Annotated in this window: 21 protein-coding genes; 8 read left to right on the top strand and 13 right to left on the bottom strand. The window is 73.5% G+C overall.

Annotated elements, in window-relative coordinates:
* Positions 1-25 precede the first annotated feature (25 nt).
* From FXF65_RS39840 to FXF65_RS39830, 3 genes are read right to left on the bottom strand one after another with little or no spacing between them, the layout of a single operon-like run.
* Entirely contained in the window at positions 26-835 is an 810-nt protein-coding gene (locus FXF65_RS39840; protein WP_148355664.1) for an ABC transporter ATP-binding protein, read from the bottom strand.
* A complete protein-coding gene (locus FXF65_RS39835) occupies positions 832-1857 on the bottom strand; it encodes a FecCD family ABC transporter permease (protein ID WP_148355663.1) in 1026 nt (341 codons plus the stop codon). Before FXF65_RS39835 ends, FXF65_RS39840 begins: the two co-directional genes overlap by 4 nt.
* A 13-nt stretch (positions 1858-1870) precedes the next feature.
* Positions 1871-2944, bottom strand: a complete 1074-nt coding sequence (locus tag FXF65_RS39830; RefSeq protein ID WP_148355662.1) for a FecCD family ABC transporter permease — start codon at positions 2942-2944, stop codon at positions 1871-1873.
* 156 nt (positions 2945-3100) lie between these two features.
* On the opposite strand from FXF65_RS39830, the gene FXF65_RS39825 reads away from it, so the two are divergent.
* The 4 genes from FXF65_RS39825 (at position 3101) to FXF65_RS39810 (ending at position 6897) form a co-directional block, all read left to right on the top strand.
* On the top strand, positions 3101-3823 hold the full coding sequence (locus FXF65_RS39825; protein ID WP_246199415.1) for a TetR/AcrR family transcriptional regulator: 723 nt from the start codon (positions 3101-3103) through the stop codon (positions 3821-3823).
* Complete coding sequence (locus tag FXF65_RS39820; RefSeq protein WP_148355661.1) at positions 3801-4715, top strand: ABC transporter ATP-binding protein; 915 nt, start codon at positions 3801-3803, stop codon at positions 4713-4715. The genes FXF65_RS39825 and FXF65_RS39820 overlap by 23 nt, the downstream gene beginning before the upstream one ends.
* A gap of 73 nt (positions 4716-4788) precedes the next feature.
* The gene (locus FXF65_RS39815; RefSeq protein WP_148355660.1) at positions 4789-6426 is read left to right on the top strand and encodes an ABC transporter permease; all 1638 of its coding nucleotides are present in this window, start codon (positions 4789-4791) and stop codon (positions 6424-6426) included.
* 84 nt (positions 6427-6510) lie between these two features.
* Complete coding sequence (locus tag FXF65_RS39810; RefSeq protein ID WP_148355659.1) at positions 6511-6897, top strand: STAS domain-containing protein; 387 nt, start codon at positions 6511-6513, stop codon at positions 6895-6897.
* 34 nt (positions 6898-6931) lie between these two features.
* Here the strand turns inward: FXF65_RS39810 and FXF65_RS39805 are convergent, their stop codons facing one another.
* From FXF65_RS39805 to FXF65_RS39775, 7 genes are all read right to left on the bottom strand, one after another.
* Positions 6932-7900, bottom strand: coding sequence for an aldo/keto reductase (locus FXF65_RS39805; protein ID WP_246199414.1), 969 nt, complete (start codon positions 7898-7900; stop codon positions 6932-6934).
* A 15-nt stretch (positions 7901-7915) separates the two neighbouring features.
* The gene (locus FXF65_RS39800; protein WP_148355658.1) at positions 7916-9022 is read right to left on the bottom strand and encodes a zinc-binding dehydrogenase; all 1107 of its coding nucleotides are present in this window, start codon (positions 9020-9022) and stop codon (positions 7916-7918) included.
* A gap of 31 nt (positions 9023-9053) precedes the next feature.
* Positions 9054-9926 carry an ABC transporter permease subunit gene (locus tag FXF65_RS39795; protein ID WP_148355657.1) on the bottom strand — a complete coding sequence of 291 codons (873 nt, stop codon included), beginning with the start codon at positions 9924-9926 and terminating at the stop codon, positions 9054-9056.
* Positions 9927-9987: 61 nt separating this feature from the next.
* On the bottom strand, positions 9988-11157 hold the full coding sequence (locus FXF65_RS39790; RefSeq protein ID WP_148355656.1) for an ABC transporter substrate-binding protein: 1170 nt from the start codon (positions 11155-11157) through the stop codon (positions 9988-9990).
* A gap of 121 nt (positions 11158-11278) precedes the next feature.
* Complete coding sequence (locus tag FXF65_RS39785) at positions 11279-13039, bottom strand: branched-chain amino acid ABC transporter ATP-binding protein/permease (protein ID WP_148355655.1); 1761 nt, start codon at positions 13037-13039, stop codon at positions 11279-11281.
* On the bottom strand, positions 13036-13788 hold the full coding sequence (locus tag FXF65_RS39780; RefSeq protein WP_148355654.1) for an ABC transporter ATP-binding protein: 753 nt from the start codon (positions 13786-13788) through the stop codon (positions 13036-13038). The genes FXF65_RS39785 and FXF65_RS39780 overlap by 4 nt, the downstream gene beginning before the upstream one ends.
* Complete coding sequence (locus FXF65_RS39775; protein ID WP_148355653.1) at positions 13788-14735, bottom strand: alpha/beta hydrolase; 948 nt, start codon at positions 14733-14735, stop codon at positions 13788-13790. Before FXF65_RS39775 ends, FXF65_RS39780 begins: the two co-directional genes overlap by 1 nt.
* Positions 14736-14884: 149 nt before the next feature.
* Here FXF65_RS39775 and FXF65_RS39770 point away from each other — a divergent pair, with 149 nt between their 5' ends.
* A complete protein-coding gene (locus FXF65_RS39770) occupies positions 14885-16252 on the top strand; it encodes an amidohydrolase (protein WP_246199413.1) in 1368 nt (455 codons plus the stop codon).
* A 22-nt stretch (positions 16253-16274) separates the two neighbouring features.
* On the opposite strand, the gene FXF65_RS39765 is transcribed toward FXF65_RS39770, so the two are convergent.
* Positions 16275-17291 (bottom strand): aldo/keto reductase, encoded by a 1017-nt coding sequence (locus tag FXF65_RS39765; protein ID WP_148355651.1) that lies wholly within the window; start codon positions 17289-17291, stop codon positions 16275-16277.
* Positions 17292-17399: 108 nt separating this feature from the next.
* Here FXF65_RS39765 and FXF65_RS39760 point away from each other — a divergent pair, with 108 nt between their 5' ends.
* A complete protein-coding gene (locus FXF65_RS39760) occupies positions 17400-18392 on the top strand; it encodes a methyltransferase (protein WP_148355650.1) in 993 nt (330 codons plus the stop codon).
* Positions 18389-19126: an SDR family NAD(P)-dependent oxidoreductase gene (locus FXF65_RS39755; RefSeq protein ID WP_148355649.1), complete on the top strand. Its 738-nt coding sequence runs from the start codon at positions 18389-18391 to the stop codon at positions 19124-19126. The genes FXF65_RS39760 and FXF65_RS39755 overlap by 4 nt, the downstream gene beginning before the upstream one ends.
* A gap of 86 nt (positions 19127-19212) precedes the next feature.
* On the opposite strand, the gene FXF65_RS39750 is transcribed toward FXF65_RS39755, so the two are convergent.
* A complete protein-coding gene (locus FXF65_RS39750; RefSeq protein ID WP_148355648.1) occupies positions 19213-19899 on the bottom strand; it encodes a GntR family transcriptional regulator in 687 nt (228 codons plus the stop codon).
* 52 nt (positions 19900-19951) lie between these two features.
* Positions 19952-20680, bottom strand: coding sequence for an alpha/beta fold hydrolase (locus FXF65_RS39745; protein WP_148355647.1), 729 nt, complete (start codon positions 20678-20680; stop codon positions 19952-19954).
* A gap of 208 nt (positions 20681-20888) precedes the next feature.
* Here FXF65_RS39745 and FXF65_RS39740 point away from each other — a divergent pair, with 208 nt between their 5' ends.
* Positions 20889-22322 carry a fumarylacetoacetate hydrolase family protein gene (locus tag FXF65_RS39740; RefSeq protein ID WP_148355646.1) on the top strand — a complete coding sequence of 478 codons (1434 nt, stop codon included), beginning with the start codon at positions 20889-20891 and terminating at the stop codon, positions 22320-22322.
* Positions 22323-22348 lie beyond the last annotated feature (26 nt).

Genomic DNA, 22348 nt, shown 5'->3' with positions numbered 1-22348 from the left:
TCAAGTTAGGTAAGGCTAACCTAATTTAGAGGGTGTCGGCCGTCAACGCCCGCGCCCGCCGCCGGTCGGCCGGGACGACCATCGGCGTCGCCGTCTCCGGGCACGGGACGACCCGGCACGGCAGCCCGAAGACCCGCTCCACCAGGTCGGCGGTGACGATCTCCGCGGGCGGTCCCGCGGCCAGCACCTCGCCGCCGCGCATCGCGATCAGGTGCGTCGCGTACCGGCAGGCGTGGTTGAGGTCGTGCAGGACGGCGACGAGCGTCCGCCCCTCCTCGTGGAGCCGCGCGCACAGGTCGAGCACCTCGATCTGGTGCGCGATGTCGAGGTAGGTGGTCGGCTCGTCCAGCAGCATGACGCCCGTCTCCTGGGCGAGGACGAGCGCCAGCCACACCCGCTGCCGCTGGCCGCCGGACAGCTCGTCCACGACCCGGTCGGCGAGGTCGGCGACGCCGACGGCGGCGAGCGCGTCCGCGACGGCGGTCTCGTCCTCGCGCGACCACTGGCGCAGCAGGCCCTGGTGCGGGTAGCGGCCGCGCGCGACGAGGTCGGCGACCGTGATGCCCTCCGGGGTGAGCGGCGACTGCGGCAGCAGGCCGAGCCGCCGCGCGAGCCGCTTCGGCGGGAGCGCGGAGATGGGGGCGCCGTCCAGGTAGACGGTCCCGTCGCGCGGGCGGAGCAGGCGGGCGAGGGCGCGCAGCAGCGTCGACTTCCCGCACGCGTTCGGGCCGACGATGACGGTGAACGACTCGTCCGGGATCTCCACGGACAGGTCCTCGGCGACGACGCGCCGCTCGTAGGCGAGCGTGAGGTCGTCGGCGTGGAGCTGGGTCATGCCGTCCCCTTTCGTCCAGTGGTCGACAGCAGCCACGCCAGGTAGACGCCGCCGAGGACGCCGGTGACGACGCCCACCGGCATCGCGACCGGCAGGTGCAGCGAAATGAGATCTGCCGGCACGAGCAGCGCGGCGCCGGTCAGCGCGGCGGGCAGGAGCTGCGCGCCGGGACGCCGGGTCAGCCGCCGGGCGAGCTGCGGCGCGGCGAGCGCGACGAACGGGACGGGTCCGGCCGCCGCCGTCGCCGCCGCGACGAGCCCGACCCCGGCGACGGTGAGCAGCGCGCGGGTCCGCTGGACGGGCACGCCGAGCGCCCGCGCCGCGTCGTCGCCGAGCTCGCCCATGCCGAGCGGCCGGGCGAGCGCGAGCGCCGCCGGGACGAGCACCGCGAGCGCGATCGCGAGCGGGACGGCCTGGCTCCAGTCCCGCCCGTTCAGGCTGCCGGTCAGCCAGAACGCCGCCTCGTACGCCTCGCGCAGCTCGGCCCGCGTGATCAGGTAGGAGTTCAGCGCCTCCAGCATGGCCGCCGCCGCGACGCCGATCAGCACCAGCCGGACGCCCTGCACGCCGCTCCCCCGCCGGTAGGCGACGGCGTAGACGGCGAGGGCGGTGAGCACCGCGCCCGCGACCGAGCTGACCGTGATCGCGACCGCGCCGCCGCCGAACACGAGGATCTGCAGCAGCGCCCCGGTCGCCGAGCCGGTGGTGAAGCCGATCAGGTCCGGGCTGCCGAGCGGGTTCCGGGAGACGCTCTGGAAGATCGCGCCGCTCAGCCCGAGCGCGAGTCCGGCGAGCAGGCCGGTCAGGGCGCGCGGCAGCCGCAGCGTCGTGACGATGAACTCGGTGGCCCGGTCGCCCTGCCCGACGACGGCGCGGACGACGTCCGGCGGCGAGATCGGGAACTCCCCGGAGCCGACGACTAGGACGGCCGCGCCCGCCGCGACCAGCGCCAGCGTCCCGCAGACCGCCGCCGTCCGCGGCTCCCAGCGCAGCGACACCGCGCCCGCGCGCATGACCCTCATGCCGTCGTCACGCTCATAGATCGCGGGTCCTTCCCCGCCGCACCATCACGGCGAACAGCGGCGCCCCGAGGAACGCGGTGACGATCCCGGTCTCCAGCTCGCCGGGGGTGACGACGCGGCCGACGATGTCCGCGCCGAGCAGCAGGACGGGCGCGAGCAGCAGCGAGTACGGCAGGACGAGGCGCTGGTCGGGCCCGGCGAGCGTCCGGACGATGAACGGCACCGCCAGCCCGAGGAACGCGATCGGCCCGGCCGCCGCCGTCGCGGACCCGCACAGCACGACGACCGCGACCGCGCCGAGCGCCCGCGTCCGGCCGGGGCGCGAGCCGAGCGCGCGGCCCGCCTCGTCGCCCATCGCGAGGGCGTTCAGCGGGCGGGCGAGCAGCAGCGCGAGGACCGTCCCGGCGAGGACGAACGGCAGGACGCGCGGCAGGATCGACATCTCGCGGCCGCCGAGGCTGCCGACCTGCCAGAACCGGAAGCCGTTGAAGCTGCGCGGGCTGAGCAGCATCAGCCCGGCGGTCAGCGCGCTGAACACGGCGTTGACCGCGGCCCCGGCGAGCACCAGCCGGGCCGGCGACGCGCCGCCGCGCCCGCGCGCGCCGATCGCGTAGACGAGCGCGGCCGCGCCCGCCGCGCCGACGAACGCGGCCCAGACGTAGACGAGCGCGTCGTCGGCGCGGACCGTCCCGATGACGACGACCACGGCGAGCGCCGCGCCGCCGTTCACGCCGAGCAGGCCGGGCTCGGCGAGCGGGTTGCGGGTGAGCGCCTGCATGACCGCGCCCGCGAGGCCGAGCGCCGCCCCGACGGCGACGCCGAGCAGCGTGCGCGGCAGCCGCAGCTCGTGGACGATCAGTTCGTCCCGGGACCCGGGGTCCGGGGAGAACACGCCGGGCAGGACCCGTCCGAACGCGACGTGCTCCGCGCCGATCGCGAGGCTCGCGACCACGGTGAGCAGGAGCAGGACGGTGAGGAGCGCGATCCAGCCGAGCCGCGCCCGCCGCCCGGACCGCAGGGCCCCGGCGCCGCGCGCGCCGTCCGCCCCGGCGGGGGGCTCCGGACGTCGGCTCGCGAGGGGAAGCACGCGCTAAGGCTAGCCTAAGCTAACTCGCCCAGTGAAGGGCAATCCGCGCCAAACCTCCTCAATCCACGCTCCCTACCCACTCGCGCCCCACTGACAATATGTGCGTATGGTATACATGAATATTGGAAGTTGAACGCTTGTATTGGGGGGCGGGACATGCCGACGGCCGACCGGGACGAGCGACCGCCACCGGAGGACCTGACCGCCCGCGCCCGCATCCGCGAGGCGGCGCTGCTCCAGCTCGCCGAGCACGGCGTTAAGGGCGCGACGTTCCGCGGCATCGCGGAGGCGGCCGGGGTGTCGGTCGGGCTCGTCCAGCACCACTTCGGCTCCAAGGAGGAGCTGCGCGCGGCGTGCGACGCCTACGCGCTCGACACGGTCCGGCAGCTCAGCGCCGCGTCGGCCGCCGGGGGCATCTCCGATCCCGGCTTCCTCGCCGCGACGATGCGCGCCGACCTGCCGGTCCGCCGCTACCTCGCGCGCGCGCTGGTGGACGGCTCGCAGGCCGCGGCCCGGCTGTTCGACGACCTGGTCGAGACGACGGAGCACTACTTCGACGACCCCCCGGCCGGGATCAACCGGCCCACCACCCGCGACCCGCTGGCCTACGCGGCGGCGACGGTCGCGATGACCATCGGCATCGAGGTGCTGCACGAGCACCTGTCGCGGGTGCTCGGCGCCGACACGTTCACCCCGGAGGGCTCGCTGCGGCTGCGGCGCGCCGTCTTCGAGGTCTTCGACGACCGGCTGCTCAGCCGGGAGCTCGTCGAGCGCGTCCGCGCCGTGATGGACGACTTCGAGGCGAACGACAGCAAGCCGAGAGACACCGAGCCGAGAGACACCGAGGGAGACGACGATGACCGACCCGGTCCAGGATGACCCGGTCCAAGCGGAGGGCCTGGTCAAGACGTTCGGGCGCACGCGCGCCCTCGACGGGCTCGACCTGCGGGTCGCCCCCGGGGAGGTGCACGGCTTCCTCGGCCCGAACGGCGCCGGGAAGTCGACCACGATCAGGATCCTGCTCGGCCTGATGCGCGCCGGCTCCGGAAGCGCCCGGCTGCTCGGCGGCGACCCGTGGCGGGACGCGACCGCGCTGCACCGCAGGCTCGCCTACGTGCCCGGCGACGTCACGCTGTGGCCGAACCTGTCCGGCGGGGAGGTGATCGACCTGCTCGGGCGGCTGCGCGGCGGCCTCGACCAGGCCCGCCGCGCCGAGCTGCTCGACCGCTTCGAACTCGACCCGAGGAAGAAGGGCCGCGCCTACTCAAAGGGCAACCGGCAGAAGGTCGCGCTGGTCGCGGCGTTCGCGTCGGACGCGGAGCTGCTCGTCCTGGACGAGCCGACGTCCGGGCTCGACCCGCTCATGGAGGAGGTCTTCCAGGAGTGCGTCCGCGAGGAGCGGCGGCGCGGTCGGACGGTCCTGCTGTCCAGCCACATCCTGTCCGAGGTCGAGGCGCTCTGCGACCGCGTCACCATCATCCGCAAGGGCCGGACGGTCGAGACCGGCACCCTGGACGGGCTGCGGCACCTGACCCGCACGTCCATCAAGGCGGAGCTGGCCGCCCCGCCGGACGGCCTGCCGCTCCCCGGCGCGCACGACGTCCGGATCGAGGGCAACACGATCCGCTTCGAGGTCGAGACGTCCGAGCTGGACGCCGCTCTGAAGCAGCTCACGACGGCGGGCGTGCGAAGCCTGACCAGCCGCCCGCCCACCCTCGAAGAACTGTTCCTCCGGCACTACGAGGACGACCTCGTTCAGGAGGCGTCATGACCGCGGCGGAGCGAGGATCATGGCGCCGCCACCGCGGGGGCCTAGGGGTCGCCCCCCAGAAAGGCAGGGCGTCATGACGACGGCGGCTTTGCGGCCGACCGCGCGGGCCGCTCGGCGGGAGGGCGGGCTCACCGGTACCGGGCGGCTGCTCAAGCTGTGGCTGCGCCGAGACCGCGTCATGGCGCCGTGCTGGATGTACGGGCTGACCGCGCTCGTGGCCGGCACCGTCTACAGCTTCAAGAACGAGTACGACACGCCGGAGGCGCTCGCGAACTTCGCGCGCGGGATCAACGGGAACCCGTCGACGCGGGCGATGTACGGGCCCGTGCTGGACTCCGGGACGGTCGGCGGGCTGAGCGCCTGGCGGGTCGGCGCGGTCGGCGCCGCGTTCACGGCCGTGATGTGCGTGCTGCTCGTCGTCCGGCACACCCGGGCCGAGGAGGAGACCGGGCGGCTCGAACTGGTCGGCGCCGCCGCCGTCGGGCGCCGTGCCCCGCTGACCGCCGCGCTGCTCACCGCCGGGACGGCCGCCGGCGTCCTCGCGGCGGTCGTCGCCGCAGTCATGATCCTGTTCGGGATGCCCGTGGCGGGGTCGGTCGCGCTCGGCCTGTCGTGGTTCGGGGCGGGCGCCGTGTTCGCCGGGGTCGCGGCCGTCACCGCGCAGCTCGCCGAGACGTCCCGGCTGGCGAACGGGCTGGCGTTCGGCGCGCTCGGCACGGCTTACCTGGTCAGGGGCATCGCGGACGCCGGGTCGGCGCACTGGGTCTCGTGGCTGTCGCCGATCGGCTGGGCGCAGCGGGTGCGTCCCTGCGCCGACGAGCAGTGGGCCGTCCTGCTGCTGCCGCTCGCCGCGACCGCCGCGCTCGTCGCCGTCGCCTACGCGCTGACCGAGCGGCGCGACCTCGGCGCGGGCGTCCTCGCGCCGTCGCTCGGCCCGGCCTCGGCCGCGCCGTCGCTGCGGAGCCCGCTCGCGCTGGCGTGGCGGCTGCAGCGCGGCGCGCTGGCCGGCTGGGCCGCCGCGTTCGGGATCTACGGGTTCGCCATCGGCGGCGTCGCGGACGGCGTCGGCGACCTGGTCAACGGCAGCGAGGCCGTGCTGGACGACATCCGCAAGCTCGGCGGCGGCGGGGACCTCGCGGACGCGTTCCTCGCCACCGCGATGAGCCTCATGGCCCTCTTCACCGCCGCGTACGCGGTGCAGACCGTCATGCGGATGCGGGCGGAGGAGAGCGCCGGACGGCTCGAACCGCTCCTCGCCACCGCCGTCGGCCGGGCACGGTGGGCGGTCGCGAACCTCGCGGTCACCGCGGCGGGGACGGCCGTCCTGCTCCTGCTGACAGGGTTCAGCGCCGGGCTGGTCCACGGCGCGCGGACCGGCGACGTGGACGGGCGGCTCGTCCGCCAGCTCGGCGCCGCGCTGGCCCAGCTGCCGTCCGTGTGGGTGATCGCCGCGGTCGCGTTCCTGCTGTTCGCCGCGCTGCCCCGGGCGACGTCCGCCGGGTGGGGCGTGCTTGCGGCCTGCCTGTTCCTCGGGCAGGTGGGGCCGCTGCTGGACCTGCCGCAGGCCGTCCTGGACGTCTCGCCGTTCACCCACACGCCGAAACTGCCCGGCGGCGACTTCTCCGCGACGCCGCTGATCGCCCTGACGGCGGTCGCGGTGGCCGTGACGGCGGCCGGGCTGCTGGCCCTGCGCCGCCGCGACATCGCCTGACCCGCCCCGTTCCGCCGGGAGGCGGCCGCATGACCTGGCCGTACGCGGGTACCGAGAGGGCCGCGACCACGGAAGGTGACCGGCATGTCTCTCGGCGCGGACGGGCCGCGGCCCGTCGACCAGCTGCGGGTCCGCACCATGACCCGCGGCCCCTGCCTGCTCGTCGAGGCGGAGGGCGAGCTGACGATTCTCACGGCCGACCGGCTCCGCGAGCACGTCCTCGGGGACATGCGGGAGCTGGACGGCCCCCCGCGCGTCGTCCTCGACATCGGCGAGGTCGGGTTCTGCGACTCCTCGGGGCTGAACGCCCTGATCGTCCTGTGGAAGGCGGCGCGCAGGGCGGGCGGGGAGCTGGTCCTCGCCCGGCCGCGGCAGCGGCTGCGGACGATCATCGAGCGCAGCGGCCTGGACCGCCATCTCATCTCGCACCCGACGCAGGAGGAGGCGCTCGCGGCCCTGACGGGGACCTGACCGCGGCGCCTCCCCTTCGATCAGCGGACGGCCGTCACGGGCCTTCCGGGTCGACGATGTCGCGGTCGACCCAGAACGGGTCCATCAGCGTCCTGAGCTCGGACGCGCCGACGCGCTCCAGGACGTCCAGCGCCGCGATGTTGTCCGTCAGCTGCTGCATGCTCGTCGAGCCGAACAGCACCGTGCTCGTGGACGGGTGCGTCAGCGTGAACGCGATGCAGAGCTGCGCGGCCGTCGCGTCGAGGCTGGCCGCGAGGTCGGCGATCCCGCGCGCGGCCTCGTGGATCCTCGGCCGGATGTCGCCGGGGTCGCGGCCGACCTGCCGGGACTCCCCCGACTTGCCGGCGAGGATGCCGCCTTCGAGGACGTCCGACGCCTGCAGCGACACGCCCTCGGCGAAGACGGCCGCGAACGGCTCGCCGTCCGGGATGGCGCGGCGGCACGGGCTGTACTTCAGCTGGGCGAGCTGCGGGCCCGGCGACCCGGCGGCGAGGGCGTGCTCGCGGATCGTCCGGACGGCGGTGGCCGACCAGTTGTTCACGCCCCAGCAGCCGAGCAGGCCCTCCTTCTCCAGCGCGGCGAGATCCTCGGCGAGCGCCTTCAGGTCGAGGTCGTCGCTGCGGATGTCGCCGAGGACGGCCACGTCCGCGTGGTCGGCGCCGACCCGGAACAGGGCGTTCGCGAGCTGGTCGCGCAGCGAGTGCTCGGGGTACCCCTCCAGCCAGAGCTTGGTGGACAGGAGGTAGTCGTCCCGCGCGATCCCGGCGGCCCGGACGATCGCGGAGAACAGCACGTCGGTGAACACCGGCGGGTGGATGCCGGGGATCCCGTAGACGGCGACGTCGAACATGTTGAGCCCGGAGTCGACGGCGTGCCGGATCATCTTCACGGCGTCGCCGAAGTCCATCCGGTCGTAGGTGTGCCAGGAGCCGAGCGACAGGACGGACGCCTCGGGCCCGGCGGAGCCGAGCCGGCGGTGGGGGATCTTCCGATCGTTGGACACGGTGCGTGCTGTTCCTTACCGGTTGGGGTGGATGACGGCCTTGACCTGCTCAAGCCGCGACATGGAGCCGAGCGCCCCGGACGCCGCGCCGAGGCCGTCCGGGGCGCCGAACAGGTCGTCCCAGGCGAAGCGGTCCTGGAACGTCCGCAGGAACTCGACGGCGCGGTGGAGGTCGCCGACGTCGCCGTTGAGGGAGCCGCGCACGTTCAGCTCCTTGCCCATGATCGCGCCGAGCGCGAGCTGCTCCGGCTGCGGCCCGGTGCTGCCCACGATCACGAACGACGCGCCGAACGCGGCCATGCCGATCGCCTCGGCGCCGACGCCCGGCGCGCCCGCGACGTCGAGGACGAGGTCGGCCCCGCGGCCCTGCGTCGCGTCCATGACGGCGGCGACCCGGGAGTCGGCGTCGCCGTCCAGCCCGATCGTCACGTCCGCGCCATACTGGCGGGCCAGCTCAAGCCGGTCGTCCGGGGCGCCGATGGTGATCACCGTGCCGGCGCCGGCCACGCTCGCCACGGCCGTCGCGACGAGGCCGAGCGCGCCCGCGCCCTGGACCGCGACCGCCGACCCCGGCCGGACTCCCCCGGCCCGGTCGAAGGCGTGCAGGACGGTCTTGACCGCGCACCCGGCGGACGCCGCCCACGTGTCCTTCACGTCGTCCGGCAGGACGAGCTTCAGTGCGCCCGGCGTCACGTAGTTGTACTCGGCGAGCCCGCCCGTGGCGTAGGGGAACCGGTCGGCGCGCAGCAGGAAGCCGTAGCCCCGCTCGGCGCACGCGACCGGGTTGCGCAGCACGGTGCACCCGTAGCAGTGCCCGCACACCGACTCCGACCAGCCGATGCGGTCGCCCACCTTGACCTCGCGGCCGAGGGCGTCGCGCGTCCCCGGGCCGACGGCCTGGACGGTGCCCATCGTCTCGTGCCCGAGGACGATCGGCAGCATCTCCGGGAACGCCATCGCGCCGGACCAGAGGTGGACGTCCGTCGCGCAGAGCGTCGCGCAGTCGACCCGGACGAGCGCCGCGCCCGGCTCGCACTCGGGAGGCAGCGGAAGCTCCTCCAGGCTGAGCTCGGCGCCGTGCTCGCGGAGCACCGCGGCCCTGGTAGCGGTCGGGTGACCCATCTTGCCTCGTTTCTCTCTCTTCTCCGCACGCCTACCGGCTGTGCGCGGTGTCCCAGACCTCGCGGCGGCTCCGCCACCACAGCAGGACGAGGATCACCAGGAAGGGCACGACGCCCTGGTACTTCTGGATCGAGTCCATGGAGGACGACAGGCCCTCCAGGCAGCCCAGGATCAGCCCGCCGAGCAGGGTCAGCGGGAGGCTGCGGAACGCGCCGACCATCGCGACCGCCAGCGCGGTGCTGATCAGGCCGGACAGCGTCCCGAAGTCGCCGCCGAGGCGCGGCGCGACCAGCACGACCACCAGCATCGTGATCGCGCCGACGCCCGCCCAGACGCCGACCGCGAGCCGCGGCGCGGGGATGCCGACGACCTCGGCGGTGCCCGGCCGCTCCGACAGCGCCTGCAGCTTCAGCCCGAGCCGGGTGCGGGTCAGCAGCAGCCCGACGGCGACGGTGATGAGCAGCGCGAACCCGATCGCCACCGGCACCGACTGCGGGACGACGACGCTGCCCACCGTGACGACGGGGTCGCCGAACGGGTTCGGGAAGCGGTGCGCGCCGGTCGAGTTGCCGCCGAACAGCCGCACCCCGATCGCGGTCAGCGCCACGTACAGCGCGACGGTGACGGCCGCCTTCGTCCGCTCCCGGTGCCCGGCGAACCAGCGGACGAGCGCCGCGCCGAACACACCGGACAGCAGCGCCGCCGTGGCCGCGCCGATCAGCAGCGCGAGCCAGACGTTCACTCCCCTGTCGGTGAGCGACACCATCACGAACGCGCCCATGGCGCCGACCGCCGTCATCGCGAAGTTGACCACGGCGACGAGCCGGTAGGTCAGCACCACGCACAGGCCGAGCAGCGCGTACGCGCCGCCGCTGGACAGCCCGGCGATCACAGAGTTCACCATCGGATACCTCCGGGTGGGGCCGGGTGCGCGGGAGGGGTCCCGCGCACCCGGCGACATGCCGCTACTTCGTGGGGGCCGGGACGGTGAAGCCGCCGGGCAGCACCTTCCAGCCGCCCTTGTCGGCCTTGACGAACTGGCTGCCCTTGATCGGGTTGTGGTCGTTGCCGGGCCCGAAGACGTACGGGGTGCCCGCCATCGGGTAGCTGATCGGCTTCATCTCCTTGAAGGCCTTCGTCACCGACTCGCGGGTGATGTCGCCCTTGATGGTCTTGAGGACCTGCACGAAGATGTCCGCCGACATGACCGCGCCCTGGCTGAACGCCGTCTTCTGGATGCCGTTCTTCTCGACGAGCTTCGCCCACCGGTCGTTGCCCGGCAGGGTCGGGTCGGTGTACGGCTGCCACTCGGTGGCGGCGTAGGCGTTCATGTCCGCCGGGATGACCTTGGCGTTGGCGTCGGTGTAGCTGTTCGCCGCGACGATGAAGTCGACCTTCTGCATGCCCTGCGTCTTGGCCTGCTGGAACCACGGCCCGACGGTCGCGTTGTAGAGGACGGCCTCGCAGCCCGCGTTCTTGTCGGCGACGAGGTAGCGGGTCGGGTCGCCCTGGCCGACGGCGAGGTTCTTGTGCGTCAGCGTCTTGCCGGTCAGGTCCGTCCAGTCCTTGATGGCCTTCTCGATGCCGCCGCCGCTGCCGGGCAGGATGGTGTAGTCGATACAGACCTTGCTGTGCTTGAGCGTCTCCGAGGCGTAGTACAGCATCGCCGTCGTCAGCGTGAACGGACCCGGGTTCACGGGCGCGATGTTCGGGCTCGTGAAGCAGGTCGGGTCGACGCCGACCGCCGGGACGGAGACGATCTTCTCCTTGGTGTAGGTGGCGCGGTTGAGCCCGCAGTCCACCGCGCTGGACGAGCCCGCGAACGCGACCACGTTCGAGGACTTGATCAGCTCTCGGGCGGCCTGGCTGGACCGCGCCGGGTCCATCGCGTCGTCCTTGCTGATCAGCTCCAGCTTCCGGCCGTTGATCCCGCCCGCGGCGTTGACCTCGTCGAAGACCGCCTTGACGGCCTTCGGGACCTCGGGGGTCTGGAACAGCCCGGTGACGCCGTTGATCGCGCCGACCTTGATCGGCCCGTCCGAGCCGCCGGAGGACTGGCAGCCGGCGCCGGCGAACGAGATGGCGAGCGCGGCCGCGGCCGCCAGAGAGTATGTGCGCGCGTGTGTGCGTTTCATCGCAGAGGCCCTTGCTTCACGAAGAGATGGGGTTGGGGGTATGGAACAGGACTTGTCACGACGGGGCGTGGTACGACGGGATTTCTTACGACATTTGTTACGGCGACACCGGACGCCGCGGTCACGACGCCGGGACGTCCGCGGCGCCGAGGTAGGCGGCCCGGACGGCGGGGTCCTCCAGGACCTCGCCGGTGGGCCCGGACGCGATGACATGGCCGAAGTCCAGGACGGTGACCTCCTCGCAGGTCGCCTGGACGAGCTCCATGTCGTGCTCGACGAGCAGGATCGACACCCCGAACGTCGCGGGCACGGCCCGCAGCCGCGCGCCGAGCGCGATCGACTCGGCGGCGGACTGGCCGGCGGCGGGCTCGTCGAGCAGCGCCACCTTGGGCCGCGCCGCGATGGCCGCGGCGACGTCGAGCTGGCGGCGGGTGCCGGCGTCCACGATGGACACCGGGACCTCGCCGGGCGGGCAGGCGAAGAACTCCAGCAGCTCGTCCGCCTCGGACTTGGCGAGCTTGCGGCCCGCGCCGATCGTCAGGTACTCGTAGAGGCTGAGCTCGGGCGCGATGGCGGTGGTCTGGAACGTCCGGCGCAGGCCGAGCGTCGCCCGCTTGTTCGGGACGACCCGGTCGAGCGAGCGCCCGTCCAGCGTGACCGCGCCCTGGTAGCCGACGAAGCCGCTGACGGCCGCGATGAAGGTCGACTTCCCGGCGCCGTTCGGGCCGATGAGCCCGACGACCCCGCCCTCTGGGACGGTCAGGTCCACGGCGTCGAGCGCGACGACCTCGCCGAACTTGACGGTCAGGCCCTCGACGGACAGCACCGGTTTCCGGTCGGCCGCCGCTCGCGGCGCGGGCACCTCCGGCGGGTCGGCGTGGGCCTGCGCGGCGGCGCTCTCCGCGGCCGCCTCGGCGGCGTCGCCGCTCTCCTTCAGCAGCTTGCGGGCGTCGCGCTCCCGCTTGCGCATCCGCGTGAGGTCGGTCTGGCTGAGCCCGCTGCGCAGCGCGAGCAGGGCGCCCGCGCCGAACAGCACGCCGCCGAAGTCCTGCGGCAGCGAGATCTTCTCCATGATCGTCCCCATGATCGCGCCGAACACGCCGCCGAGGACGGCGCCCTCCGGGTGGTGCGGACCGATCATGATGGCGACGGCGAACAGCGCGAGGGACTGGCCCATCGCGAAGTTCTGCGGCACCACCAGGCTGAGCTGGCCGACCAGCAGCCCGCCGCCGATCCCGGCGACGAACGCGCTGATCGCGAACGCGGCGAGCTTGCTGCGCGCGACGGAGATGCCGTGCGCGGCGGCGGACCGCTCGGAGTGCCGCAGCTCGTACCAGGACAGCCCGAGCCGCGTCTTGCCGATCGCGCCGAGCGCGACGGCGAGGATCGTGAACACGATGACGCAGAGGATGAAGTACCCGCTGTCGGTGTCGAACGGCGCGGGCCGGTCGAGCATCTTCAGGTCCTTGGCGCCCGGGAACGGGTTGCTGTTCAGCACGATGTCGGCGGACACCGCGAAGCCGAACGTCACCACGGCGAGGTTCACGCCGCGGATCCGCAGCGCGGGCAGCCCGATCGCGACGCCGACCGGCACCGCGGCGAGCCCGCCGAGCAGCAGCCACACGAAGAAGCCGCCGGGGGCGTCCGCCACGTTCAGCCGCAGCATGACCCACGCGCCGATCGCCGCGAACGACATCTGGCAGAGCGACATGACGCCGGCCCGGCCGACGATCACGCCGAAGCTCTGCATGATCACCGCGCTGATCGCCGCGCTGATCGCCAGGTAGATCCAGTACGGGGGCAGCACCACCGGCAGCACGGCGCAGGCGAGCGCCGCGGCGCCGAGCCCCACGCCGAGCCCCCGCTTGTCCAGCACGTTCATTCGAGCTCGCTCTCTGCCGCACCGGCGTCGGTCTTGGCGGCGCTGAGGGGCGGACCGCCGAAGTAGAGCCGGTGCAGGCGCTGTTCGTCGCCGCGGAGTTCCTCGCACGGGCCGGAGAAGACGACGCGGCCCTTGCGCAGCACGTGGGCGTGGGTGCCGATGTCCAGGGCCAGGTTCGCGAACTGCTCGATCAGCACGACCGCGATGCCCATCCCGGCCAGCTCGCCGACGGTGCCCATCAGCCGCCGCACCACGAGGGGCGCGAGGCCGAGCGACATCTCGTCGATCAGGACGACCTTCGGCGCCGAGACGAGCGCCCGGCCGAGCACGAGCATCTGCTGCTCGCCGCCCGACAGGTGCCCGGCCTGGAGGCCGCGCCGCTTCTCCAGCTCGGGGAAGAGCCGGTAGACGGTACCGAGGTCGCCGTCCCCGGACTGGGACACGAGGAGGTTCTGCTCCACGGTCAGCGTCCGGAAGGTGGTGCGGGCCTGCTCGACGTAGCCGAGCCCGGCCCACGCCCGCTTGTAGGGGGCGAGCTTCTCGATGGGCTTGCCGTCCAGCCGGATCGTGCCGGACCGGAGCGGGGCGAGGCCGGCGATGCCGTCCATGAGCGTCGTCTTCCCCGCGCCGTTCGCGCCGAGGATGACGGTGACCGCTCCCGGGGCGGCGTCGAGGCTGACGTCGTGGATGATCTGGACCTCGGCGCGGTCGACGCCGACGCCCGCGAGGGCCAGTGCGGGGGCGGTCATCAGGCGCCGTCCGTCCCGAAGGCGGCGCGGAGCGCGGCGGCGACCCGCCGCTGCGCCGCGCGACCCGCCGACAGCTCGGTCGCGAGCGGCCCGAAGAAGGCGTGGATCATGCCCTCGTACCGGACGAGCTCCGTCGGCACTCCCGCCTCCTCCAGCCGCGCCGCGTACTCCTCGCCCTCGTCCCGCAGCACGTCGTACTCGGCCTCCAGGACCAGCGCCGGGCACAGCCCGGCGAGGTTCTTCGACCGCAGCGGCAGCAGGTAGGGGTCGTCGAGGTCGCGCGGATCCGTCGGATATGTCGTAAAGAACCAGTCCATACTGGACTTGGAGAGGAAGTATCCTTCCGAATACTCCTCGTAGGAGGCCCGCCCGTCGTCGGGGTGGCCGAGCACGGGCGAGATGAGCACCTGCAGGGCCAGCCGGGGACCGCCGAGGTCGCGGGCCTTGAGCGCGGTGACGGCGGCGAGGTTGCCGCCCGCGCTCTCCCCGCCCACGGCGATCCGGGCTGGGTCGGCGCCGATCTCCGCGCCGTGCGCGGAGATCCAGGCGACGGCGGCGTAGGCGTCCTCGGCCGCGGCCGGGAACGGGTTCTCGGGCGCGAGCCGGTAGTCGACGGAGACCACCACGGTCTCCGCCGCGGCGCAGACGGCGCGGCACGAGTACTCGTTCTCGTCGAGGCCGCCGATCGTCCAGCCGCCGCCGTGGTACCAGACGAACGCGGGGAAGGGCCCCTCCCCGGCGGGCGTGTAGACGCGGACGGGGAGGTCGCCCGCGGGGCCCGGGATCACGGTGTCGGCGACGGAGCCGACGGCGGGCAGGTCGTCGGGCATCCGCCACATCTGCTTGAAGCCCTCGCGCATCGCGACGGGGTCGGGCGGGGCCGACCCGTTCGGGTCCTCGGCAGGAGTGCGGTCGACGATCCGCTGCGCCTCGGGATCCAGGGGCATCGTTTACCTCCGAAGGCCCGGCGTGTCCGCTCCCCAGTGGAGCGGACACTCAAAATCGTATCTGATTCCGTGTACGTTAATTGCATCCCATCGACGCTGTCCAGATGTTGGAGCACGATATGCCGGATGTTTCCGCTGCTGATCTTGTCTTGACCGGTGGACGGGTCCACACGGTCGACGCACAGGACCGCATCGCCGAGGCCGTCGCCGTACGCGCCGGACGGATCGCGCGGGTGGGCGCCGCGGAGACGGTCGCGCCCCTCATCGGACCGCGCACGCGCGTGGTCCATCTCCACGGGCGGTCGGTCCTGCCGGGGATCAACGACTCTCATCTGCACGGAGTGTGGCTCGGTTCGATGTGGCCGGCACTGTTGATGGATCAACTGGCCGGTTCCGGCGGGCATTCGCACGAGCCCCCGCCGGACGGCGCGCCGGGGGGCCCGTCCCGGCTGGAGACCGAGGCGGACCGGCGGCGCGCCATCCTGCGCACCGCCGACCTGCTCGCCTCGTTCGGGATCACCAGCTACACCGAGCCGGGCCTCGGCCCGGGCGAGGACGCGGGCGCGACCGGCTGCTTCGGCTCCGCCGCCCTGCACGACTACGCCGAGCTGGCGGCCGAGGGCAGGCTGAAGGCGCGGGTGACCGCGCTGACGCTGTTCGGGGAGCTGGACGGCCGCAGCTCGGCCGCCGAGCTGCTGGCCGGGCTGCGCGACTTCAAGCCGCCCGCCGACGTGCCGGGACGGTTCCGGGTCGCGGGCGTGAAGATCTTCGCGGACGGCATCCCGCCCATGCGCACCGCCTGGACGGACCGTTCCTATTCCGACGGCACGCACGGCGCGCTGCTGGTCGACGGGAACTCCGAGGCCGAGCGCGAGGCCGCGCTGCGCACGATGATCGATGCGGCGCACGACGCGGGCCACCAGATCGGCGTGCACGCGACCGGCGACCGCACCACCCGGGTCGTGGCGGACGCGCTCGCCACCGCGCTCGCCCGGGACGGCCGCGACGCGCGGCACTATCTCATCCACGGCGACCTGCTCGCGCCGCGGACGCTGACCGTCCTCGCCGCCGCCCGGATCGGGCTGAACACGCAGGCCGGGATCCCGGTGGCGACCGAGCCGATGATCGTGGACGCGCTCGGCGCCGACGCGCTGCGGGACGCCTGGCCCACCCGGGACGCGCTCGACGCGGGCGTCCGGCTGTCGCTCAGCTCGGACGCCCCGGTGCTCACCCCCGACTGGCGGGCCGGGCTGGCGGCAGCGGTGACGCGCCGCGGCCTGGACGGCTCGGTCCGGGGCGAGGCGCAGCGGCTCGCGGTGGCGGAGGCGCTGCGCGCCTACACCGTCACCCCCGCCTGGCAGGACGGCATGGAGGACGTGAAGGGCTCGGTCGAGGACGGCAAGGTCGCCGACCTGTGCGTTCTCGACGGCGACGTCTTCGCCGTCGAGCCGCGGCATCTTCCGTCGGTGCCGGTGCGGATGACGATCCTCGGCGGCGAGGTCGTCTACGAGGGGTGAGAGGGGCGGACGGCCCGGCGGCTCATGTGCACGGGACGGCGTCGCGGCCCTGCGCCGACGGCGCGTCGGTCCCCCAGGACGCCGCCGGGTCGACCACGCCCTTGTCCAGCCAGAGGCCGGCCGCGGCCGCGCGCAGCTCGTCGCCGTGCCGGGCGGCGAGCCCGAGCGCGGCGAGGCCGTCCTCGAGCTGCTGCGCGCGGGAGACGCCGACCAGGACGTTCGCGACCGCCGGATGAGCCAGGGTGTAGGCGACGGCGAACTGCGCGGGCGGCACGCCGAACTCCGCGGCGATCCGCTTGACCTCGGGGAACGCGGCGCGGATCCGGTCCCGGATGCCGCCCGGGTCGGCGCCGATCTTGCGCTCGGGGTCGAGCTTGCCGGCGAGGATGCCGCCCTCCAGGACGTCCGACGCCTGGAGCGCGAGGCCCTCCTCGGCGTAGAGCTTGGCGAACAGCGCGCCCTCCGGCACCGACCGGCGGGCCAGGTTGTACTTGAGCTGCGCGAACGAGGGCGGGACGAGGCCCTCGGCGGCGGCGAACCGGCAGGCGAACAGCACGTCGCAGGCCGACCAGTTGTTCACGCCCCACGAGGCGAACCGCCCGGCGCGGACGAGTTCGGACACGTCCCGCACCACGGCGTGCAGATCGGGACGTTCCATGAAGTCGCCGACGACGACCATGTCGGCGCGGTCGGTGCCGACCCGGTCGAGCGAGACCTCGATCTGCTCGGCGAACGAGGAGCGCGGGTACTCCCACAGCCAGAGCTTGCCGCACAGGAGGTAGTCTTCGCGCGCCAGCCCGGCGTCCCGGACGGCCTGCCCGAACAGCACGTCCGTGACGGCGTTCTCCGCGTGCGGGCCGAAGTTGTAGTGCGCGACGTCGAACATGTTCGCGCCGCGGTCGACCGCGAGCCGGACCAGCTCGGCGGCGTCGTCACGGTCCATCCGGTCCCAGGTGTTCCAGGACCCGAGGGCCAGCAGCGGGACCTCGGGGCCGTGCACGCCGAGACGCCGTCTCGGGACCCGTTCTGCGAACTCCATCGCCGTCCTCCGGTGCGGTGAGCAGGGCCGAGGGGCGGAACCCCTGGCCGACGTTCACGCTGATCGTATAGCATCTGGCATATCTTTTACCCCGAAGGAGACATCTTCATGTCGCATCCCTCCCCGGGCGCCGACCCTTCCTCGATCCTCGGCGTCGCCACCGGCTACATGGCCGCCAAGCAACTGTTCGCGGCCAGCGAGGCGGGCGTCTTCGCGGCCCTCGCGGACGGTCCGGCGACGGCGGCCGAGCTGGCCGGACGGGCCGGGCTGCCCGAGCGCACCGCGCGCATCCTCGGCGACGCCATGGCGGGCCTCGGCCTGCTCACCCGCGCGGACGGCCGTTACGCCAACTCCCCGGCGACCGCCGCCTATCTGGCCGGAACCGGCGGCGACGTCGACCTGCGTCCGTTCCTGGCGTTCCTCGACGCGATCAGCTACCCGCACTGGACGGAGTTCGCCGCGACGACCCGGAGCGCCGAGCCGCAGCAGCTCGACCTCGGCGGCGAGCGGATGCAGACGTTCATGACCGGCGTGATGACCTACAACGCGCTGCACGCGAAGATGCTCGCGGAGACGTTCGACTTCACTCCCTTCTCCCGCATCCTCGACTTCGGCGGACTGTCCGGCTCCTTCCTCATCGAGGCGCTGCGCTCGGCCGAGAAGGCGCAGGGGACGTTCCTCGGCCCCGGCGACTTCGTCCAGTTCGCCCGCACCGCGCTCGACGAGGCCGGGGTGGGCGACCGCGCCGACGTCGTCCAGTCCGACCCGCTGACCGGCGAGCTGCCGGACGGGTTCGACCTCGTCCTGCTGGAGCACGTCGTCCACCGGTTCGACGCCGAGCAGAACAAGGCCATGATCGAGCGGGCCCGGCAGGCGGCGGCGCCCGGCGCCACGCTCGTCCTGCTCGACTTCTTCCTCGACGACGACCCCGAGCAGCGCGTGATCGACGCCCTGCACGCCGGTGAGTACCTCGTCATCGACGGCACCGTCGTCTACCCCGAGGCCGAGGTCCGCGGCTGGCTGTCCGCCGCGGGCTGGGAGCCGGTCGAGACCCGCGCGCTGCCCGGCAGCCCGCGCATCATCATCGCGGAGGCACGATGACCGAGGGACGGGTCGTCCTCGTCACCGGGGCCGCCAGCGGCATCGGGCGCGCCGTCGCCGCGGGGTTCGCGGCGGCGGGCGACCGCGTGGCGATCGCCGACAAGGACGCCGACGCGGCGGCGGGGGCGGCCAAGGAGCTGAACGCCCACGCCGTCGCCATGGACATCACGGACGCCGCCTCGGTCGCCGCCGGGGTGGCGCACGTCGCCGAGGCGCTCGGCCCGATCGAGGTGCTGGTCAACAACGCGGGCGTGGTCGCGGGCGGCGGGCCGCTGACGGCCCTGCCGCTCGAGGTGTTCGACACGGTCGTCGCCGTGAACCTGCGCGGGACGTTCACGGTCACCCAGGCGGTCGCGAGCCAGATGTTGGAACGCGACACCAAGGGACGCATCGTCAACATCAGCTCGATCGGCGCCCGCCAGCCCACGGCCGGGCTCGGCCACTACGAGGCGACGAAGGCGGCCGTGGACGCCCTCACCCGCACCGCCGCGCTGGAGCTCGCCGGGCACGGCATCCGGGTCAACGGCGTCGCGCCGGGGCCCGTCCACACGCCGATGACGGCGGGCCTGATGGAGAACCCCGAGGCGCGCGCGGCCTGGGAGTCCCGCATCCCGCTGGCCAAGATCGCGACGACGGACGACATCGTCCCGCTGGTGCTGTTCCTGGCGTCCGACCAGGCGGGCCACATCACCGGCACGGTGATCCAGGTGGACGGCGGGCAGTTGCTCGTCTAGCCCCGCGAAAAACCCGAACGCGCCGTTCCCCACCCATCGCCCGGCGGGAACGGCGCGTTCGTCGTCTCTTCGGCTTCTCTGCGGAGCTACTGCTGGGGGACGACCGGGTGGGAGGCCGTGTGGAGGGCGTCCGCCGTGGCGTTCTTGTGGGCGCAGGCGACGCGCTCGATCTCACCGGCGTCGGCGTTCTCGGAGATCAGCTTGAGGATCTGCTCGTGCTCCACCACCGAGCGGCGGGCGCGGCCGGGGACGTAGCTGAACGTGGACCGGCGCATGTGGTCCAGGCGCGTCCACTCGGCCTCCAGGAGCGCCTGGAGGTGCGAGTCGGGGCAGTGCTCGTAGATCGAGAAGTGGAACTCGCGGTTCAGCGCGGTGAACGCCGTGGGGTCGAACGCCTGGAGCGCCTCGACCATCCGGTCGTTGATCTTGCGGGAGCCGGCGACGTGCGCGGCCGACATCTGCGGCGCGGAGATCGCGGTGGCGTAGCCCTCGAGGCGGGCCAGGATCTGCAGCGTGTGCTCCACCTGCTCCGCGTCGAAGACCGCGACGCGGGCGCCGACGTTCCGCACGACCTCGACGAGGCCGTCGGACTGGAGGCGGCGCAGCGCCTCGCGCAGCGGGATCGTGCTGACCCCCGTCTCCTGGGCGAGCTGGTTGATGACCAGCCGGTACCCGGGGACGTACGTGCCGTCCAGGATGCGCGACCGCAGCAGTTCGTAGCAGAACTCGGCCTTGCTCTCTTTGGTCTGGTCCTGCTTCTTCGCGGCACTCACCCGGTTCTCCTCATCCTCGGCCCGCGCCCCCGGTTCGTGGTCGGGGTGGTGGTCACCGCGTCAGCGATTCCACGACGACGTCGCGGAATCGCCCTCCGCCCAGCACCTCGAAGTGGTCGCCGGGCACCGTGACCAGTTTCGCTCCGATCTCCTCGGCGAGGCCCCCGATCCCTCGTGTCAGCTCATCATTCTCGCCGACGACGAAGACGGGAAGGGCTTTAGCGTTCCAAGCGCCGCCCGCGAACGGGGTCGCGCGCAGTCCCTCCACGCACAGCGCGAGGCCGGGCGCGCGGTCGCCGTGCGACTTGACCATCCCGGCGATCATGCCGGTGAAGGGGTCCGCGCACTCCGTCCCGTCCTGGACGGCGCGGTGCAGGGCGTCGACGTCGACGGCCGTGAACGGCTCGCCGGGGGCCAGCCCGCCGAGGACCGTCCGCGCCACCCGGTCGGGGGCGGCGGACGGCAGCTCCCATATGATCCTCGCGCCGAGGGAGTACCCGGCGGCGTCGAAGGCGGTGATCCCGGCGGCGTCGAGGGCGGTCACCAGGGCGGCCGCGATCGCGGGCGCGGTGACCTCCGCGGCGGTGGCGGGCGCGGGGCTCTCCCCGTGGCCGGGCAGATCCGGGACGACGACGGTCCGCCCCGCCGAGGCGAGCGCCTCGGCGACGCCGGTGTCGACCCAGTCGGCCTTCCCGTCCGAGCCGAAGCCGTGCACGAGGAGCACGGGCGGCGCGTCGACGGGACGGGTGGGCGTGAACGTCCGAACGGCGAGGTCGCGCATCCGTCAGGCACCTCCTAGAGGATTTCGCATACGATTTGCGATGATACTGCACAGGCACATCGTGTCCGGCCGTTGCGGGCCCCGCTGAGTTGGAACGGTCGAAGTCACATTGGATGCACTCTCGTCATCGTGCATGACTTCATATACGATTTGCAGCGACCCTCGGCGCGGGGGTTCCCGTCCCGACCCGTCAGCAGGAGAGCCCGCAGTGCCGCACCCCCTGGGCGACCGGCCCTCGAAGATCATCGCCGTCCATCTCAACTTCCCCTCGCGGGCGAAGGAGCGCGGGCGGACGCCGCCCGAGCCCTCGTACTTCGTCAAGCCGCCGTCGTCCCTCGCCGGGACCGGCGACCCGCTCGGCCGCCCGGCCGGCTGCGAGCTGATGACCTTCGAGGGCGAGATCGCCCTGGTCATCGGGCGGCGGGCGCACCGCGTCACGCCCGACGAGGCGTGGGAGCACGTCGGCTGGGTCACCGCCGCCAACGACGCGGGCGTGCACGACATGAAGTACGTCGACCGGGGCTCGAACCTGCGCTCCAAGGGCGCGGACGGCTTCACCCCGATCGGCCCGCGGCTGCTCGACGCCCGCGCCGTCGACCCGCACGGGCTGCGGGTCCGCACGTGGGTGAACGGGGAGCCGGTCCAGGACGACACGACCGACACATTGCTGTTCCCGTTCGCCACGCTCGTCGCCGACCTGTCCCGGCTCGTGACCCTGGAAGCCGGGGACGTGATCCTCACCGGCACGCCCGCGGGCGCGTCCGTGGTCTCCCCCGGCGACACCGTCGAGGTCGAGGTCACCGCCGGGGACGCGTCCACCGGACGGCTCTCCAACACCGTCGTCGAGACCGAGGCGCTGCCCGGCTGGGGCGCGATGCCGAAGGTCACCGAGGCGGACCGCGCCGACGCCTGGGGCTCGGCCTACCGGGCGGCGCCCGCGCTGGACGAGGACCTCGCGGCGGCGCTGCGCGAGCTGTCCACCGCGACGCTCAGCTCCCAGATGCGCAAGCGCGGCCTCCAGCACATGAGCGTCGACGGCGTCCACCCGGCGGGCGGCGCCGGCGTGAAGATGGTCGGCACCGCGCACACGCTCCGCTACCTGCCGCTCCGCGAGGACCTGTTCGAGCGGTACGGCGGCGGCATGAACGCGCAGAAGCGGGCCGTGGAGGAGCTGCGTCCCGGGCAGGTACTCGTCATGGACGCGCGCCGGGACACGAGCGCCGGGACGATCGGCGACATCCTCGCGCTGCGCGCCCAGCAGCGCGGCGCGGCCGGGGTCGTCACCGACGGCGGGCTCCGCGACAGCGCGACCGTGGCGGGCATGAGCCTGCCGGTCTTCCACGGGGGCGCGCACCCCGCCGTGCTCGGACGCCGGCACGTCCCGTGGGACACCGGGCTGCCGATCTCCTGCGGCGGCGCCCTCGTCCAGCCCGGGGACGTCCTCGTCGGCGACGCCGACGGGGTCGTCGTCATCCCCCCGGGCCTCGCCGCCGAACTCGTCCGGGACTCGGCCGAGCAGGAGGCGCAGGAGCGCTTCATCACCGAGCGCGTCGCGGCCGGGGAGCCCATCGAGGGCCTCTACCCGCTCGGGCCGCGCTGGCGCGCGGCCTACGAGACCTGGCGCCGCGACCACGACCTGTGAGCGCGCCCCGCCGCGCGCGACAACGA

This window comes from Actinomadura syzygii (genome assembly GCF_008085905.1).
GTDB classification, from domain to species: domain Bacteria; phylum Actinomycetota; class Actinomycetes; order Streptosporangiales; family Streptosporangiaceae; genus Spirillospora; species Spirillospora syzygii.
Note: the sequence above shows the minus strand (reverse complement) of the source record. Positions and strands in the feature narration are given on the sequence as shown.